Here is a 16,611-nt window from a genome sequence, read left to right on the forward strand (position 1 = left end):
CCTCCATGACAATCAACGGCAATGTTTCCTTCTGGTACGCGGCCCAGGGCATCCCCGCCAGCCGGCCGGCCCTGCCCGGGGACACGACGGCGGACGTGGCGATCGTCGGCGCCGGCTACACCGGGCTGTGGACCGCCTACTACCTGAAAAAGGCCCAGCCGTCCTTGGACGTGGTGGTGCTCGAAAGCCGGTTCGCCGGCTTCGGCGCCTCCGGACGCAACGGCGGCTGGCTGACCAACTCCATCACCGGCGGCAGGAGCCGGTACGTCAAATCGCACGGCCGCGCCGTCGTCGGACGCTTCCAGACCCTGCTCAACGAAACCGTGGATGAAGTCATCGCCGCGGCCGGCAGCGAAGGGATCGACGCCGACTTCCGGAAGGGCGGTGAACTCAATGTGGCCCGCAACCCCGCCCAGTTGCAGCGCCTGCAGGCCTTCGCCGCCGAGGAGGCGCTCTGGCCCGAGGCCGGCACGGAACTGCTCTCCGCGGCCGCGAGCAACGCCCGCGTCAAGATCAGCGGGGTCCTTGGCGCAACCTGGCATCCGCACTGCGCCCGGATCCACCCGGCGAAGCTCGTGCGCGGGCTGGCGGAGGCCGTCGAACGGCTCGGGGTCCGGATCTACGAGGACACCGCCGTCACCGAAATCCGGCCCGGCCTCGCCCGCACCGGCCGCGGCGACGTGAGCGCCCGTTACGTGCTGCGCGCCACGGAGGGGTTCACCGCCAACCTCAAGGGTTCCCACCGGGAGTGGTTGCCGATGAACTCGTCGATGATCGCCACCGAACCGCTGCCGGCGTCTGTCTGGGACGAGCTGGGCTGGCGGGACAACGACACGGTCGGCGACATGGCCCACGCCTACATGTACGCCCAGCGCACCGCCGATGACCGGATCGCGCTCGGCGGGCGCGGCGTCCCCTACCGGTACGGGTCCAAGACGGACACCGACGGCGCCACCCAGCCGGCCACGATCGTCGCGCTGACCGGCATCCTGCACAACATGTTCCCGGCCGCCCGGGGCGCGGCGATCGACCACGCCTGGGCCGGGGTGCTGGGAGTGCCCCGGGACTGGCGGGCCACCGTCGGGCTGGACCCGGCCACCGGCCTCGGCTGGGCCGGCGGCTACGTGGGCACGGGGGTTGCCGCCACCAACCTGGCCGGGCGCACGCTCCGCGACCTGATCCTGGATCCGGGCAGCGAACTTGCCACGATGCCCTGGGTCAACCGCCGGGTGCGGCGCTGGGAACCCGAACCGGCCCGCTGGGTCGCCGTCCAGGCGCTCTACAAGGCGTACCATGCCGCGGACCGCGCGGAAAACGGGCGGCTGCGGACGACGTCGGCCATCGCCAGGGCGGCCGACCTCGTCTCCGGCCGGGCCTGAGCCCGGCCACAAACCCCTTCCCATCGTCCGCCGGCCCGCGGGCCGGCAGTCAGGAACGCCCATGTCCATTGCCACCGTCCACCGGCCCGCCGCACCGTCCGCGGTGCTCGGTCCGGGCCGGCCAAAACCCACCGCCACCACACCCGGCCTGCGTGAGAGCACCAGGGAGGTCTGGTCGGCGGACGGACTCGGCGTCGGCGTCTGGGAATGCACCCCGGGCATTTTCACCGCTGCCCGGGACGGCTACCACGAGGTGTGCCAGATCCTGGCCGGCCGGGTGACGATCACCGCCGACGGCCAGGTCAGGGCGGATCGACGATGCTGCGGATGCCGCGCGTGGCGAGGTACCCGGCGTCGTTCCTCCGTGCCGACCGGACCAGGGCGGGCCGGGCGCCGGCCATGGCCAGCTCCAGCCAGGCCGCGAAGACCGGACCGGCAGGGTCGGTGACGGACCGGCCCACACCCGTGGCCTCGTCGCCCGGGTCGAAGCACACGGCGACCTCGCGCGCCCGGACCGGCGCGGGGGAGCGGCGCTGGTCGGCAATGAACTCGGCGAACCGCAGCCCCAGCGGCTTCGGCCGGCGTTCCGCATCGATCAGGCCGAGCGAGTACTCCAGCTCGGGGAAGTCGGCCAGCGCGCGGGACACGTCGTGCGAGCACCACCAGGTCACGCCCCACAGGTTCGGCACGTCCAGTACGGGACCCAGGCTGTCCACCAGGAAATCGGGGGCGTCCGCCGCCGCGACGGCCGGGGCCGGGGCGCCGATCTCCTGCAGCCAGATGGGCCGGCGCGGGTGCTCCGCCCACGCGTCGGCCAGCTGCACCAGGTAGTCCGCGAACAGCGTCCGGGCCGGGTGCCCGTCCGGGTAGTGTTGCGCCACGCCGGTGAAGATCCACGAGTGCACGGTGGTCATGTCCCCGTACCCGGCCGCGTGGCGGGGCGTGACCGGGCAGCTGTCGATGAACCACACGTTGTCGTCAAACGAATGCTGGACCATGGCGCGCGGGTGCTCTGCGACCACCGCGCCCATCAGCCGCCCCAGCCAATCACCCATCTGGTCCGGGGTCACCGGGTGCCGCTCGGGGTGGCGCTCCACGGCGAACTGGTTCGTCTCGTTGCCCAGCGTCATGGCGATGACGTTCGGGCGGGCATACACCTCCCGGGCCAGCGCCGTCATGAGCTCCGCCTGCGCCGCCACAACCTCCGGGGCGGTGAACATGTTGCGCCGGTGCCAGCTGCCCAGCCAGGACGGCAGGAAGTCGAAGCTGGACAGGTGCCCCTGCAGCCCGTCGACGGCCACGTCCAGGCCGAACTCCGCCGCCACGTCGACCACCCGACCCACATCGGCCAGCGCCCGGGCCCGGATCAGCGACCGTGACGGCTGCAGCACCGGCCACAACGGGAAGATCCGCACATGGTCCAGGCCCAGGGCGGCAAGCGAGGCGAAGTCGGCCCGCACGTCGTCCAGGTCCAGATCCAGCCACGAGTGGAACCAGTTCACGCTCGGCGTGTAGTTCGCCCCGAACCGCAACGGTGCCAGCCGGCTCACCGGGCGGCCCGCAGCCGCAGCGTGACGATCTGGAACGGCCGCAGGGACAGCGCCACCGCACCCGCGCTCCAGGAGGTGAGGGCGCCGCCGTCGTACTCCTGCTCCAACAGGTTGTTCTCCGTCACCGCGGCCAGCGCGAACGACGGCGCCAGCGTCACCGCCGCGCGCGCGCCGTGCGGCTCGTACAGGCGCACGATCATGTCGCCGCCGCGGTCATCGGCCAGCTTCACGGCCTCCACCACCGCGTCCCCGGATGACACCGCGACCAACGGCGCCACCGGGCTTCCGGGCCGCACGCGCGGCGGCAGGTTCAGGTCGTAGCCGGCCTCCACGGCGTCCGCGACCGAGGCCCCGGCGACGAACGCGTACCGCATCGTGTGCCGGCCCTGATCGGTGCGCGGATCCGGGAAACGGGGTCCGCGCAGCAGCGACAGCCGGATGGTGCTGTAGGTGCCGCCGGCCGGGTGGGCGTGCCGCGTGACGTCGTGGCCGTACGTGGAATCGTTGACCACGGCCGCTCCGTAGCCGCGCTCGCCGACCCGCACCCAACGGTGCGCGCACACCTCGAAGCGGGCGCGCTCCCACGACGTGTTCTCATGCGTGGGCCGCTCGATGTGCCCGTACTGGGTCTCGAACGCGGCGTGGTCGGTGTGCACGTCCACCGGGAACGCGACCTTCAGCAGCTTCTCCTGCTCGTGCCAGTCCACGTCCACGGCGACGTCGAGGCGCGGCGAGTCCGGGGCGATCGTGACCCGCTGGATGATGGTGGACGCCCCGAAACTGCGCTGCACGGTCACCACGGCCGCCCCGTCCACCGTCGTGGCGTCCAGCGAGTCAAGCGCGCGCAGGTCGGTGACGGTGTTGCGGTAGAACTCGTCGATGTCCCACGCGTCCCACATGTTCGGGAAGTCGGCGTGCAGCTGCAGCAGGTTGGCGCCCTGCCCGGCCGGCACCACCTCCCGGTTTTCCGCCTCGTCGACGATGGAGTCGATGACCCCGTCCGCGCCGAACGTCACCGTCAGCCGCCCATTGCGGACGACGACGGAGCCGGCGTCGCGCTCGATCGTCGCCTGCGTGGTGGGCCGGGCGGCGAGGCCCGCGGACAGTGCCGGGACGCCGTCGCGGGGGAATGGCGCGGCGTTGAACAGGACCGTCTGCCCGGTGGTCGAGCTTGAGGAGACCCCGCCTGTCGAGACCCCGGCGAGCGCGGCCTGGGCGGCGTTGATCAGCGCCCCGAGGTCCGCCGTGATCCGCGCGTGCTCCGCGGCCGCCTCCCGGTGCACCCAGGCGATCGACGTGCCCGGCAGGATGTCGTGGAACTGCAGCAGCAGCACCCGCTTCCACAGCCGGTCCAGGGCGTCGTACGGGTAGCCGGCCAGGCCGCGGGCGGCGGCCGTGGCGCACCACAGTTCTGCCTCGCGCAGCAGGTGCTCGTTGCGGCGGTTGCCCTGCTTCGTCAGGGCCTGCGATGTGTACGTGCCGCGGTGCAGCTCCAGGTACAGCTCGCCCTTCCAGACGGGGGCGTCCGGGTATTCGGCCTGCGCCAGCTCGAAGAATTCCGCGGGCCGGCGGATCGTGACCTGCGGCGAGCCCTCAAGGTCGGCGGTGCGCCGCGCCCGGGCCAGCATTTCGCGCGTGGGTCCGCCGCCGCCGTCGCCCCATCCGAACGGCACGAGCGAATGGTTGGCGGCCCCCTTGTCGCGGAAGTTCGACACGGCGTGCGCCAGCTCGCGCCCGGACAGTTCCGAGTTGTACGTGTCCGCCGGCGGGAAGTGCGTGAACACCCGGGTGCCGTCGATGCCCTCCCAATTGAACGTGTGGTGCGGGAACTTGTTGACCTGGTTCCAGGAGATCTTCTGCGTCAGGAACCACTTCAGCCCGGCCTGCCTGACGATCTGCGGCAGCGCGGCCGAGTACCCGAACGAATCCGGCAGCCACACCTCGCGGCACTGCACGCCGAAGTTCTCGCGGAAGAAGCGCTGGCCGTACACGAATTGCCGGGCCATGGCCTCGGAGCCGACCATGTTCGTGTCGGACTCCACCCACATGCCGCCCACCGGGACGAACCGGCCGGCCGCGACGGCGTCCTTGACCCGGGCGAACACCTCCGGGCGGGCGTCCTTCAGCCACTCGTATTGCTGGGCGGAGGACATGGCGAACTGCATGTCCGGGTGGGTGTCCAGCAGGTTCACCACGTTCGAGCTGGTGCGCGCCACCTTGCGCACCGTCTCGCGCAGCGGCCACAGCCACGCCGAGTCGATGTGCGCGTGGCCGATCGCCGTCAGCTGGTGGGCGCTCGCGTTCGCGGGCCGTTGCAGTTCGGCCGCCAGCCGGGCCCGGGCGTGCGTGGCGGTGCCGGGGATGTCGGACAAGTCCAGGGCGTCGAGGGAGTGGTCGATGGCGGCCAGGATGTTCCAGCGCCGCGGCTCCTGCGCCGGGAGTTCCGCCTGCAGCTGGCCGAGCACCTCCAGGTCCTGGACGAGCTCCCACACCTCCTCGTGGAACACGTTGACGTCGGCGCGGGCCAGCGTGTAGAGGGGGGAGTGGCTGCTGGTGTCCCGGTCGCCCTGCTCGGTCGGCATGAACGGGTAGGCGTCCAGCAGCAGCGGGTTCGCGGCGGCCTCGATGTACAGGTCGATCCGGCCCTGCTCCACCGGGATCCACTGGTTGAACGGGTTGATGGCCTTGACGACCGTGCCGTCAGGCCGGTACACGAGCCCCTCCGACTGGAAGCCGGGCGCGAACAGCCGCCAGCCCAGGTCCACGACGAGTTCCAGTGTCCGGTCGGCGGCCTCCGGCACCGCGCCGGTCACGTGGAACCAGGTGGTGCCCCACGCCGGCCCCCACGGATCACCGATCCTGAACGGCTCGTAGCTGACGCCGGCGGCCGCCGCCGCGGCCGGGTCGGCGCCGGGCAGCGCGAGCGCGGGCGCCACGGGTTCGCCCCGTCCGGCCCCCACATGCCACGCCGCGACGGCGAGTTCGGCAACGGGTTCGTGGATCGCGGGGCTGATGCGTTCGGTCAGGACGCGCGCAAGGCGCTTCTCAATGAGGGCCGCATTCTGGTGCATGGGTTCCAGCCTACGGGGCCGGTGGTCGAGCCTGTCGAGACCAAGTGATTTCGACAGGCTCAATCACCGGTGGTCGAGCTTGTCGAGACCTGATTTCGACAGGCTCAATCACCGACGGGCTCAATCACCGGCGGAACGACAGGCTCAATCACCGGCGGGACCCCAGGCTCAATCACCGGCGGGCTACACGGCGATTTCCGGCTGCAGCGTCTTGAGCGTCCACGTCTTGTTCCTGCGCACGGCCAGCACGGCCAGGGCGATGCCGAGCAGCGTGTACCCGAGCAGGCCCAGCACGATCGGCGTCAGCGGGGCCAGGTCGGCGCCGTAGATCAGGTGCCGCATGCCCTCCACGACGTGGCCCATCGGCAGGATCTGGTGCATGACGTGCAGCGGGCCCGGCGTGGTCTCCCACGGGAACGTGCCGCCCGAGGACACCAGCTGCAGCACCAGCAGGATCAGCACCACGAACTTCCCCGGCGTCCCCAGCAGCGCCACGATGCCCTGGATGAGCGCCGTGAACGCCGCCGACGCCAGCACCAGCAGCCCCAGCGTCAGCCACGGATGCGTGGGCGTCAACCCCAAACCGATGACGACGACGGCGTACAGCACCGCCGCCTGGGCCGTCGCCACCGCGGCGAACGGCAGCCAGCCGCCGATCGCGATCTTCCACGACGGCGCGTTGGACGCCAGTGCCCGCAACGTGAGCGGCCGCATGGCCTGCACCAGCATGAACGCGCCGATCCACAGGGCCAGGACCAGGAAGAACGGGGCCAGCCCGGAGCCGTAGTTGGCGGCCTTCGCCTGCGACAGGGAGTTCACGGCGACGGGATCGGCGATCACCCCGGACGTGGCCTCCTTCTGCTTGTCCGACGGATTCGGCACGCCGGCGGCGCCCTTGCCGAGCTGGGTGGCGAAGTCCTGCGCGCCGGTGGACAGCTTGCCGGAGCCGTCGGCCAGCTGGGCGGCGCCGGAGTCCAGCTTCACGGCGCCCGCATGTAACTGGTTCGCGCCATCGAGGGCCGCGGCCTGGCCGGTTGCCAGCGTGGACGCACCGCCGGCGAGCTGCCCGGCCCCCGCATGGGCCTGCGCGATGGCGGAGGTGAGTGCCGGCGTCGCGCTTGCCAACCGGGCGGCGCCGTCGGCAACGGCCTGCGAGCCGGTGGCGAGTTTCTGGATGTCGGCGGAGGAAGCGGCGAGCTGGTTCTTCACGCCCGTCACGGCCGGGCTGGTCGTGGCGTCCTGCAGCTTCGCCGCGATCTGCTTCGACTGGTCCGCGGTGATGACGCCGTCGGCGACGAGCGTCGTGAGCCGGTCCGACACGGCCGAGCCCAGTGATTTGTCGAGGTTGTCGGCGGCGGTCACGGCCGACTGGACCCTGGTGTTGAGCGTGGCGTTGCCGGCGGCCACCTGGGCGGCTCCGTCGGCCAACTGCCGGGTGGTGGCGGGCAGCGCCGCCGTCTGGCCCTGCAGTTGGCCGAGGCCGTCGTTGAGCGTGGCCGCGCCCGTGGCCAGGTCGCGGGCGCCCGCGGCCAGCTGGACCTGGCCGTCCACCAGCGACGCGGAACCGGTCACCAGCGCATCGGCGCCCTGCCGGAGCGTGCCCACGCCCGTGTCCAGGGTCTTGGCGCCGGTGGCCAGCTGCTGCGCGCCGTCGACGGCCTTGACGAGCTGGCCGTGGATGGTCCCGTAGCCGGTCAACAGCGTGTTGGCCGTCTGCTCCCCGACCTGCTTGGCCACGGAATCGTGCACCTGGGCGGCGGCCTTGTCCACGATCGAGGTCAGCAGGTAGTTGTTGGCGTCATTGGTGGTAACGGTGAGCATGGCCTGGGTGGCGGCGTCGAAGTCCGCGGGTGAGGCCAGGTTCCTTGAGAAATCCTTCGGGATGGTGAGCGCGAACGCGTAATCGCCGTTGCGCACCCCGTCGCTGGCGGCCTGCGCCGAATCGACCTGCCGCCAGTCGAACTTGCGGCCGTCGATGAGCGTGTCCGCCACCTGCTGGCCGGCCTTCAGCTCCTTGCCGTCCTTCGTGGTGGTGCCTGCATCCTGCACGACGACGGCGGCCTTCAGCTGGTCGAGGTGGCCGTACGGGTCCCAGTTCGCGTACAGGTACAGGGCGCCGTAGAGCAGCGGCACCATGACCAGCGCCGTGATGGTCAGCTTCGGCAGGATGCCGCCGGTCATGCGCTTGAGTTCGGAAAGGGCCAGGCGGAGGACTGTCATTTGGTGACCTGCGGTTCTGTGCTGGGATCAGCGGGGGTGGTGGGTTCCGGCTCGGGTGCCGGGTCCGGTTCGCGGCCCGGTTCCCACTCTGGTTCATGGCCGACGACGGCGGTGGGCCCGTCCCAGCCGGGCGGCACGCGGCCGACGACGGCGACCACGGTCAGCTCGCGCGGCTCGGTGCCGGGCGTGCGGGCCAACCGGCCCGCGGCGGCGTCGTGCAGCAGGGCCAGCCAGGGGGAGTCGTCGGCGCCGTGGCGGTCCGGTGAGTCGACCACGACCAGCTCGACGTCCCGGTTGGCCAGGGCAAGTTCCAGCTGCAGTCCCAGCAGGGTTGCGGGTTCGAGCTCCTCCACCCACTTCGAGACGAGCCCGGTGTGGCCGTGCTTGACGAGCCAGGCGGTGGGGCGGGTGCGGTCCCGGAATTTGCGCGGCACGAGGGCCAGGTCCTCGGCGACGAGGGACCGGACGGACAGGTGGTTCTCGGGTTCGTTGACCTCGGGGGAGTCCACGATGGCGCTGTGCCGGCGCAGCGCCCCGAGCGTGTCGTCGTGGCCCAGCGCGACGGTGCCCGAGGTGGGGCGCATCCGGCCGGTCAGGGCCAGCGCGAGCGCCGTGCGGCGATGCTGGCCGTCGGCCTGGACGAGCAGCACCTCGCCGCGGTGCGCCTCCAGCGTGGTGGGCGGCAGGAGCGTGTGGTGGCGCCCCTTGACGTGAAGTTGCGCTGCTGCGAGCACTCGGGAAGCTCCTTACGGCCAGGTCTACTGAAACCAGCATAGCAAAAACTGACCAGTCAGTGCAAAAGTGTTCGATGCGTCAGCCACCCAACCCCTGCGCGGGACGCGGACCCGGGCAACCGGGGGTGGGGGACGTCGCGTTCGGGGCTATCCGAGTGCGCGGATGATGGCCTCGTCCCGGTCGCGGACCATCCGCGCCGTGACGGCGGCCTCGGGATTGAGGCCGTCGGAGCCGTGGTACACGCCCGCATACACGGACAGCTCCGTGGGCACCCGGGCCCGCAGCAGCCGGGCGGCGTAGTCGATGTCCTCATCCCGGAACAGGTCGAGTTCGCCCACCTGGATCATGGCCGGCGGCAGCCCGGACAGGTCCGCGGCCCGGGCCGGTGCGGCGTAGGGGCTGACCCGGCCGGTGCCATGGTCGCCTCCGAGCAGGCACTGCCACCCCATCTCGTTCCGTTCGCGGTTCCACGACGGGATCCCGGTGAATTCGTGGCTGGAGTGTGTTGTCTGCCGGTCGTCGAGCATCGGATAGAGGAGGTACTGGAAGCGGAGCGCGGGCCCGTGCCGGTCACGGGCCATGAGTGCGGTGCCGGCGGCAATCCCGCCGCCGGCGCTGGCCCCGCCGATGGCCAGCCGGTCCGGATCGATGCCCAAGACACCGGTGTTGGCCGCCGTCCACAGCAACCCGTTGTAGGCGTCGTCGAGGGCCGCCGGGAAGGGATGCTCGGGCGCCAGCCGATACTCCACGGACACCACGACGGCGCCCGTCGACTCGGCCAGCCGCATGCAGTACTGGTCGTCCTCGGCCACGCTGCCGGCAATCATCCCGCCGCCGTGGAGCCAATAGACGCAGGGCCACGGTCCCCGGCCGCGCGCCGGCGTGTAGCTGCGAAGCGCCACGTCGGCCGTGCCGGCCCGCCCGGGTGCCACATGGTCGGCGACCACGACGACGGCGGCCAGGTTCTCCGGCGGATCGACGACCCGGGCGGAGTTCTCGCGGCGGAATGCGGCCAGCTCCGCCGTGGTCCTCGGCGGCGTCCTGGTCAACAGGAAGTCCACCCCGGGCCGGAGCTGCGGGTCGACCCGGTCGATGAAGTTCACGTGGTTTCCTTGCTGTGTTTGCGGCCCCGGCGCCGGCCGGAACTGCGGTGCGGGGTGGGGCGGCGGCTACCGGGCCAGGGCGTCCCTGAACCAGCCGGTGATGGTGGCCGGGTGGGTGATGGCCGTGCCGACGACGACGGCGAACGCGCCGGCGTCGAGGGCCTGGCGTGCCTGGACCGGGGTGTGGATGCGCCCTTCGGCGATGAGCGGGCGGCCCAGGTCCGCGGCGGCGACGGCCGCCAGCAGGTCCAGGTCGGGGCCGTCCGTCTCCGGCCGCTCGCCCGTGTAACCGGCCAGCGTGGTGCCGACCAGATCGGCGCCGGCCTCGGCCGCCGCCAGGGCATCCGCGAGTGAGCCGCAGTCGGCCATGACGAGGGCATGGGATTCGGCGTGGATGCCGGCGACGGTCTGGGCCAGCGTCAGTCCGTCGGGGCGGGTGCGCCGGGTCCCGTCGATGGCCACGATGTGTGCACCGGCATTCGCGCAGGCCAGGGCGTGGCGCAGGGTGGGCGTGATGAACACGCCGTCATGGCCGTCCTTCCACAGGCCGATGACGGGCACCTCCACGGCGGAGCGGGTGAACTGGATGTCGGCGATGCCCTGCACCCGGATGCCCGCCGCGCCGCCCACGACGGCGGAAGCGGCGACCTGCGCCATGGTGCGCGGATCCCGCATGGGTTCGCCCGGGTAGGCCTGGGCGGAGACGATCAGGCCTCCGGCGAGGGAGTCGAGGATTGCCGGGTTCGTTGTCATGGGTGGCTCCTGGTGGATCGGGGGCAATGGCGGTGGCGGGTCAGCGGTGCAGCAGCAGGCCGGCCGCGCCGACGACGGCCGCGGCGTTGCCGAGGCCCGCGCGCACCACGGGTGTGTCGGCGAGTGGTGCGAGAAGTTCCCGGCGCAGCGCGGTGGCCATGGGATCCCACCAGGGGGCGCCGGCGTCGGCCAGCCCGCCGGACACCACCACGATCTCCGGGTCCAGGACGTTGACGAGTCCGCCCACGGCCTGGCCGGCGGCGGCGGCCGCACGCTCGATGACCCGTTGCGCGACCGTGTCGCCGCCGGCGGCCAGCGCGAACACGGCGCGCGTGTCCGCGGGGGCCGCGGCCCCGCCCGAGCGCCGGTACGCGGCGTGGATGGCCGGGCCCGAGGCGACCGCCTCGACATGGCCGGCCCGCCCGCACGTGCACGGGCGCGGCTGCCCGTCGTCGTACGCGTACGGTGAGGCGAAATGCCCGACGTGCCCACCGGCGAAGTGGTGCCCGAGCAGGGCGCGCCCGGCCACCACGAAGCTGCCGCCCACACCGGTGCCGAACGCGACCATCAGGGAGCTGGCGGTGCCGGCGGCCGCACCCCTCCACGCCTCGCCGAGGGCGTGGGCGTGCACGTCATTGACGACGGCGGTGGGCAGCCCCAGCCGTGCCTCGAGGCCCGCGGCGATGTTGGTGCCGGCCCAACCGAGGATCGCGTCGGTGGCGGAGATGACGGTCCCGGCGCCGGCGTCGATCACGCCGGCCGAGCCCACGCCCACGCCGTCGACGCTGACACCCTGCTCCGCCGCCCGGTCCCGCAGCGACGCGGCCAGGGCGGCCGTCGCGTCGAGGACGGCCTCGCCGCCGTCGCGGTTGGGTGTCGGCGCCTGGTCCCGCAGCAGGACCGTGCCATCCGCGGCGACCACGCCCGCCGCCGTCTTGGTCCCGCCCAGGTCGACGCCGATGACGTACTGCATGTTCATTCCTTGGATGATCGTGGCGGCCGGGGAACCCTAGATCAGGCCCGTGCGTGCCAGGATGGCCTTCACCGCGGCGGTCTCGCCGGCGTCGAGGGAGAGCATGGGGGCGCTCATGACGTTGGTCTTGATGACGCCCATGAGCACCAGGGCGGTCTTGAACGCACCCAGGCCCGCGGCGTTGCCGGACAGGCGGCCGGCCTTGGGCGTGTACACGATGTTGAAGACGTCGGCCAGCCGGTCCTGCTCCGCGGCGGCGCCCGCCCAGTCGCCGGCAACCGCGGCGTCGTACAGGCGGCGGTAGCCGGCCGGGTCGACGTTGCCCAGGCCCGGGACGACGCCCTGGGCGCCGCCGAGCAGGGCACCGTCCACCACGACCTCGTGGCCGGTGAAGATGTCGAAGTTGGGGATGTCCCTGGCGGCCAGCAGCAGCTGGCGGAAGGAGACGTCGTCGCCGGAGGAGTCCTTCACGCCGGCGATGACGCCGTCGCGGCCCAGCTCGACGAGCAGGTCCACGGGCAGCTTGAAGTGGGTGCGGACGGGGACGTCGTAGGCGAACACGGGGACGTCCACGGAGGCGGCGACGGCGCGGAAGTGTCGGGCGTTCTCCTCGGCGTTGCTGACGGCATAGTACTGGCTCGTCACGACGACGCCGTCGGCGCCCAGCGACACGACCCGCCGCGCTTCCTCGATGACGCGGTTGGTGGTCTGCTCGACGGCGCCGACGAGCAGCGGCACCTGGCCGGCGTTCACACCCGCCACGGTCCGCAGCGCCAGATCGCGCTCGGCGTTGGTCATGTGCGTGACCTCGCCCGAGGACCCGAGCACGAACAGGCCGCTGACACCCCCGTCAAGCAGATGCCGGGTGACGTTCTCCAGTGACGGGACGTCGATGGCGCCATCGGCGGTGCGGGGGGTGATGACGGGCGGGATGACGCCCTGGAAGCGGGAAGCGACGGTAGTCACGCGATTCTCCAAAATACGGTGTGTGGATGGATGAAAACTAGAGGTGCAATTTTGCTAGATGTGCAACAGCGACGGCGCGGCGCCGAGCAGCTTCTTCGTGTAGTCGTTGGACGGGTGGTCGAAGACCTGCTCCGCGGAGCCCTCCTCGACGATTTTGCCGTAGTACATGACGCAGATCCGGTCCGAGACGTAGCGGACGGTCTGGATGTCATGGCTGATGAAGACCATGCCCAGGTTCAGTTCCCTTTTCAGGTCCGAGAGCAGGTTGAGCACCTGGGCGCGGACGGAGACGTCCAACGCGGAGGTGGGCTCGTCCGCCACGACGATGTCCGGGTCCAGGGCCAGGGCGCGGGCGATCGCCACGCGCTGGCGCTGGCCGCCGGAAACGTTCGACGGCGTCACCTCGGCCGCCGACTGCGGCAGGCCCACCAGGGACAACAGTTCGCGCACCTTGGCGGCACGGGAGGCGGCGGTGCCGATCCCGTGCACCTGGAGCGGGTCCGTGAGGATGTCCTGGATGGTCATGCGCGGGTTCAGCGCCGTCGCCGGGTCCTGGAAGACGACGGAGACTGACCGGCCGAACTTCTTGTGCATCGAGGCGTTGCGCTTGATGGCCGGCTTTCCGTGGAACAGCACCTGGCCGGAGGTGGGGGTTTGCAGGCCCACCAGCACGGAGGCCAGCGTGGATTTGCCGCAGCCGGACTCGCCCACGATGCCCACGGTTTCGCCGCGGCTGATGGTGAAGTCCACGCCGTTGACGGCCTTGACGTAGCTGGGCCTGAACAGCCCGCCGGATCGGGTCCGGTGGTGGACGTGGAGGTCCTTCAGCTCAATGACAGGGGTGCCGGGGTCGCCCGTGGTCTGCGTGCTCATCGTGCACCTTCCGTTTCTGCGCCGCTTAGTTCCGGCTCGCGCTCGTGGCTGGCCCAGTAGTGGTCCGTTTTCACGCCGCCACGGACCACCGGGATGAACGCCAGCTTCTGCTCCGGATCGGCATCGGGACGCTGCGAGCGGCCCGCAAACCTGTCGCCGGTGGCAAATTCGCGCGGCGACGGGACCGTGCCGGGAATCTGGTGGAGCCGGACGGCGTCGGACTCGATGGAAAGCACAGCGCCCAGCAGGCCGCGGGTGTATTCGTGGGCGGGGTGGGCCAGCAGCTCGGAAGCCTGGGCCGATTCCACCACCTGGCCGGCGTACATGACGGTGATCCTGTGGGCCAGGGAGGCCACCAGGGCCAGGTCGTGGCTGACGAACACCATGGCGAAGCCAAGCTGCTCGCGCAGTTCGTTCAGCAGGTCCACCACCTGCTTTTGCACCGTGACGTCCAGCGCCGTCGTCGGCTCATCGGCCACCACGATCTTGGGCGAGCGGGACAACGCCATGGCGATCAGCACGCGCTGGCGTTGCCCGCCGGACAGCTCGTGCGGGTAGCTGCGCAGTGTGCGCTGCGCGTCCAGGCCCACCAGTTCCAGCAATTCGGCCGGCGTCTTGCGACCGTTGCGCCGGGTCAGCTGGCGCATCTGGTCCTTGACCAGCATGGACGGGTTCAGGGAGCTGAGCGCGTCCTGGTACACCATGGAGATCTGCTCGCCGCGGACACCCTCGTACGCCTTGACTGAGCTGTGCTTCGTGGCCGGATCCAACAGTTCCTTGCCGTTGAACGTGATGGAACCGGTGACCTCCGCCGACGGCGGGAGCAGACCCATGATGGCCAGGGACGTGATGGACTTGCCGCAGCCGGATTCGCCCACCAGGCCCATGGTCTCGCCCTCGCGGACCGAGAAGGAGACGTTGTCCACGATCGGGATGTCGCCGTAGCGCGCCGGGAAACGGATGGAGAGGTTCTTCACCTCGAGGATCACCGGTGCGTCGGCTCCGACCTGGGGCAGGCGGTCCTGGCGCTGGAGCTCGACCGCCTGCAACCTGCGCAATTCCGCGTCGAGAGCCGCGAACGGATTCTCGATCGCGGCCTTTTCCGCCGCATCCGCCTTGGCGAGCTCGACGGCGGCGGCCGACGAACCGTCGTCGTCCGCCACCTTCGGTGCCTTCCGCAGCCTCGGGTTGACCATGGCGTCGGTGAGACCCTCGGCCAGGATGTTCAGGCTCAACACGGTCAGCAGGATGGCCAGGCCCGGGAAGGTGGTGCCCCACCAGCCGCCGTTGAGGAGCAGGGTGCGGCCGTAGGAGATCACGTTGCCCCAGGACGGCGCGGGATCCTGCACGCCGGCGCCGAGGAAGGACAGGCTGGCCTCGAAGACGATGGCGTCGGCCACCAGGACCGTGGCGAAGACCAGTACGGGGGCTGCGGTGTTGCGGACCACGTGCTTGACCAGGATGTAGGTCCGGGTGGCGCCCATGACCTTTTCGGCCCGGATGTAGTCCTCGCCGTAGGCGGCCAGGACGTTGGCGCGGATCACACGGGCCAGCTGCGGGGTGTACAGGATGGCGATGGTGACCATGATGACGGGGACGGAGGCGCCGAATACGGCCAGGAACACGGCGGCCAGGGCGATGGCCGGGAAGGCCATGAAGACGTCCAGCACGCGCATGATGGTCTCATCGATGGCCTTGCGGGTGGTGGCGGCCAGCGAGCCGAACAGGGCCCCGAGCAGCACGGCCAGGACCGTGGCGCCTATGCCGATCACCAGCGAGTAGCGGGCTCCGTACATGATGCGGGAGAAGATGTCCCGGCCCACGCGGTCGGTGCCGAACCAATGGTCCAGGCTGGGCGCCTGGGCCGGGATGTCGCCCGTGAGCGGGTTATGGATGGTGATGAGCGGGGCGAAGATGGCCGCCAGCGCGATCAACACGAGGAAAGCCAGGGCGAATTTGGAGCCCAGGGGGAGGGCCTTGATGCGCAGTCCGGGGGCGCTCAGGCGCTCTGCGAGTCCTGTACGCATGGGTTACACCGTCCGAATTCTGGGGTTGAGGATCAGGTAGAGCAAGTCAACGATCAGGTTGATGACCACGAACGTGACGGCGATGACGATCACCACACCCTGGACGATGTTGGTGTCGCCGGCCGTGATGCCGTTGACAATCAGCTGGCCCATGCCGGGCAGCGAGAAGATGGTCTCGATCACGATCGCGCCACCGAGCATGTAGCCGATGCGAAGACCCAGGACGGTCACCGGGGTCACCATGGCGTTGCGCAGAACGTTGCGGCGGATCACCTCGCCGCGCGGGACGCCGTTGCCGATGGCGGTGCGCACATAGTCCTTGTCCAGTTCCTCGACCATCGAGGTGCGGACCACGCGGATCAGCGACGCGGCCACCGGGATGGCCAGTGCGATGGCGGGAAGGAACAGGGACTGCAGCCAGCCGAAGAACGAATCCGCCGGGTTGACGTAGCCGCCGGTGGGGAACAGCGGCCAGTTCAGGGCGAACTGCTGGATCAGCAGGATGCCGATCCAGAACGACGGCGTGGCGATGCCGGCGATGGAGAGCACGCGGATGACCTGGTCGGGCCACTTGTCGCGGTACAGGGCCGCGGTGACGCCCAGCACCAGGGCCAGGACGATTGCCATGATCACGCCCAGGAAGGTCAGCTGGAGGGTCAGCGGGAAGGCGGTGGCGATCAGGTTGACCACGGGCTGGGCAGGTGGTGCCGTGTTGCCGAAGTTTCCGGTGAGCAGGTGGCCCAGAAAGTGGATGTACTGGATGACCAGTGGATCGTTCAGGCCGTTGGCGGCCTTGTATGCCGCGATTGCCTGCGGGCTGGCGCCCTCGCCGAGGGCGACCACGGCGGGGTCCGTCGGCAGGAATTGCATGACGACGAACACCAGCAGGGTGACGCCCAGCAGCATGAAGGGGAGGACGATGATTCGGCGCCCCAGCAGTCGCAAGAATGCGGTCAAGGTT

At 70.8% G+C, this 16,611-nt stretch carries 12 protein-coding genes and 1 pseudogene; 2 read left to right on the plus strand and 11 right to left on the minus strand.

Annotated elements, in window-relative coordinates:
• Positions 1-5 precede the first annotated feature (5 nt).
• Together EJC77_RS03615 and EJC77_RS21505 are read left to right on the plus strand one after the other, a co-directional pair.
• Complete coding sequence (locus EJC77_RS03615; RefSeq protein WP_125610204.1) at positions 6-1,379, plus strand: NAD(P)/FAD-dependent oxidoreductase; 1,374 nt, start codon at positions 6-8, stop codon at positions 1,377-1,379.
• Positions 1,380-1,440: 61 nt separating this feature from the next.
• Positions 1,441-1,668 (plus strand): annotated as a pseudogene (locus EJC77_RS21505) (cupin domain-containing protein); the annotation flags it as partial.
• A gap of 13 nt (positions 1,669-1,681) precedes the next feature.
• Here EJC77_RS21505 and EJC77_RS20915 read toward each other — a convergent pair.
• From EJC77_RS20915 to EJC77_RS03675, 11 genes are all read right to left on the minus strand, one after another.
• Positions 1,682-2,929 carry a glycoside hydrolase 5 family protein gene (locus EJC77_RS20915; RefSeq protein ID WP_240629739.1) on the minus strand — a complete coding sequence of 416 codons (1,248 nt, stop codon included), beginning with the start codon at positions 2,927-2,929 and terminating at the stop codon, positions 1,682-1,684.
• Positions 2,926-6,000, minus strand: a complete 3,075-nt coding sequence (locus EJC77_RS03630) for an alpha-mannosidase (protein ID WP_125610206.1) — start codon at positions 5,998-6,000, stop codon at positions 2,926-2,928. Before EJC77_RS03630 ends, EJC77_RS20915 begins: the two co-directional genes overlap by 4 nt.
• A gap of 183 nt (positions 6,001-6,183) precedes the next feature.
• Positions 6,184-8,220, minus strand: coding sequence for a YhgE/Pip domain-containing protein (locus EJC77_RS03635; protein WP_125610207.1), 2,037 nt, complete (start codon positions 8,218-8,220; stop codon positions 6,184-6,186).
• On the minus strand, positions 8,217-8,954 hold the full coding sequence (locus EJC77_RS03640; RefSeq protein ID WP_125610208.1) for an ABC transporter ATP-binding protein: 738 nt from the start codon (positions 8,952-8,954) through the stop codon (positions 8,217-8,219). Before EJC77_RS03640 ends, EJC77_RS03635 begins: the two co-directional genes overlap by 4 nt.
• A 147-nt stretch (positions 8,955-9,101) precedes the next feature.
• On the minus strand, positions 9,102-10,058 hold the full coding sequence (locus EJC77_RS03645) for an alpha/beta hydrolase (protein WP_125610209.1): 957 nt from the start codon (positions 10,056-10,058) through the stop codon (positions 9,102-9,104).
• A gap of 66 nt (positions 10,059-10,124) precedes the next feature.
• On the minus strand, positions 10,125-10,811 hold the full coding sequence (locus EJC77_RS03650; RefSeq protein WP_125610210.1) for an N-acetylmannosamine-6-phosphate 2-epimerase: 687 nt from the start codon (positions 10,809-10,811) through the stop codon (positions 10,125-10,127).
• 40 nt (positions 10,812-10,851) lie between these two features.
• Positions 10,852-11,784 (minus strand): ROK family protein, encoded by a 933-nt coding sequence (locus EJC77_RS03655; RefSeq protein WP_125610211.1) that lies wholly within the window; start codon positions 11,782-11,784, stop codon positions 10,852-10,854.
• 36 nt (positions 11,785-11,820) lie between these two features.
• Entirely contained in the window at positions 11,821-12,750 is a 930-nt protein-coding gene (locus EJC77_RS03660; protein ID WP_125610212.1) for a dihydrodipicolinate synthase family protein, read from the minus strand.
• A gap of 54 nt (positions 12,751-12,804) precedes the next feature.
• Positions 12,805-13,623, minus strand: coding sequence for an ATP-binding cassette domain-containing protein (locus EJC77_RS03665; RefSeq protein ID WP_125610213.1), 819 nt, complete (start codon positions 13,621-13,623; stop codon positions 12,805-12,807).
• Positions 13,620-15,650 (minus strand): dipeptide/oligopeptide/nickel ABC transporter permease/ATP-binding protein, encoded by a 2,031-nt coding sequence (locus EJC77_RS03670; protein ID WP_125610214.1) that lies wholly within the window; start codon positions 15,648-15,650, stop codon positions 13,620-13,622. Before EJC77_RS03670 ends, EJC77_RS03665 begins: the two co-directional genes overlap by 4 nt.
• Before the next feature lie 3 nt (positions 15,651-15,653).
• Complete coding sequence (locus EJC77_RS03675; RefSeq protein WP_125610215.1) at positions 15,654-16,607, minus strand: ABC transporter permease; 954 nt, start codon at positions 16,605-16,607, stop codon at positions 15,654-15,656.
• Positions 16,608-16,611: the final 4 nt, after the last annotated feature.

The sequence above is a fragment of the Specibacter cremeus genome (genome assembly GCF_003946885.1).
Classification (GTDB): Bacteria; Actinomycetota; Actinomycetes; order Actinomycetales; family Micrococcaceae; genus Specibacter; species Specibacter cremeus.

Bases quoted from the DNA above. Each gene is read 5' to 3' on its own strand.
- EJC77_RS03655 (WP_125610211.1), bottom strand. From the start codon at position 11,784: ATGCAGTACGTCATCGGCGTCGACCTGGGCGGGACCAAGACGGCGGCG.
- EJC77_RS03650 (WP_125610210.1), bottom strand. From the start codon at position 10,811: ATGACAACGAACCCGGCAATCCTCGACTCCCTCGCCGGAGGCCTGATC.
- EJC77_RS03665 (WP_125610213.1), bottom strand. From the start codon at position 13,623: ATGAGCACGCAGACCACGGGCGACCCCGGCACCCCTGTCATTGAGCTG.
- EJC77_RS03615 (WP_125610204.1), top strand. From the start codon at position 6: ATGACAATCAACGGCAATGTTTCCTTCTGGTACGCGGCCCAGGGCATC.
- EJC77_RS03635 (WP_125610207.1), bottom strand. From the start codon at position 8,220: ATGACAGTCCTCCGCCTGGCCCTTTCCGAACTCAAGCGCATGACCGGC.
- EJC77_RS03630 (WP_125610206.1), bottom strand. From the start codon at position 6,000: ATGCACCAGAATGCGGCCCTCATTGAGAAGCGCCTTGCGCGCGTCCTG.
- EJC77_RS03670 (WP_125610214.1), bottom strand. From the start codon at position 15,650: ATGCGTACAGGACTCGCAGAGCGCCTGAGCGCCCCCGGACTGCGCATC.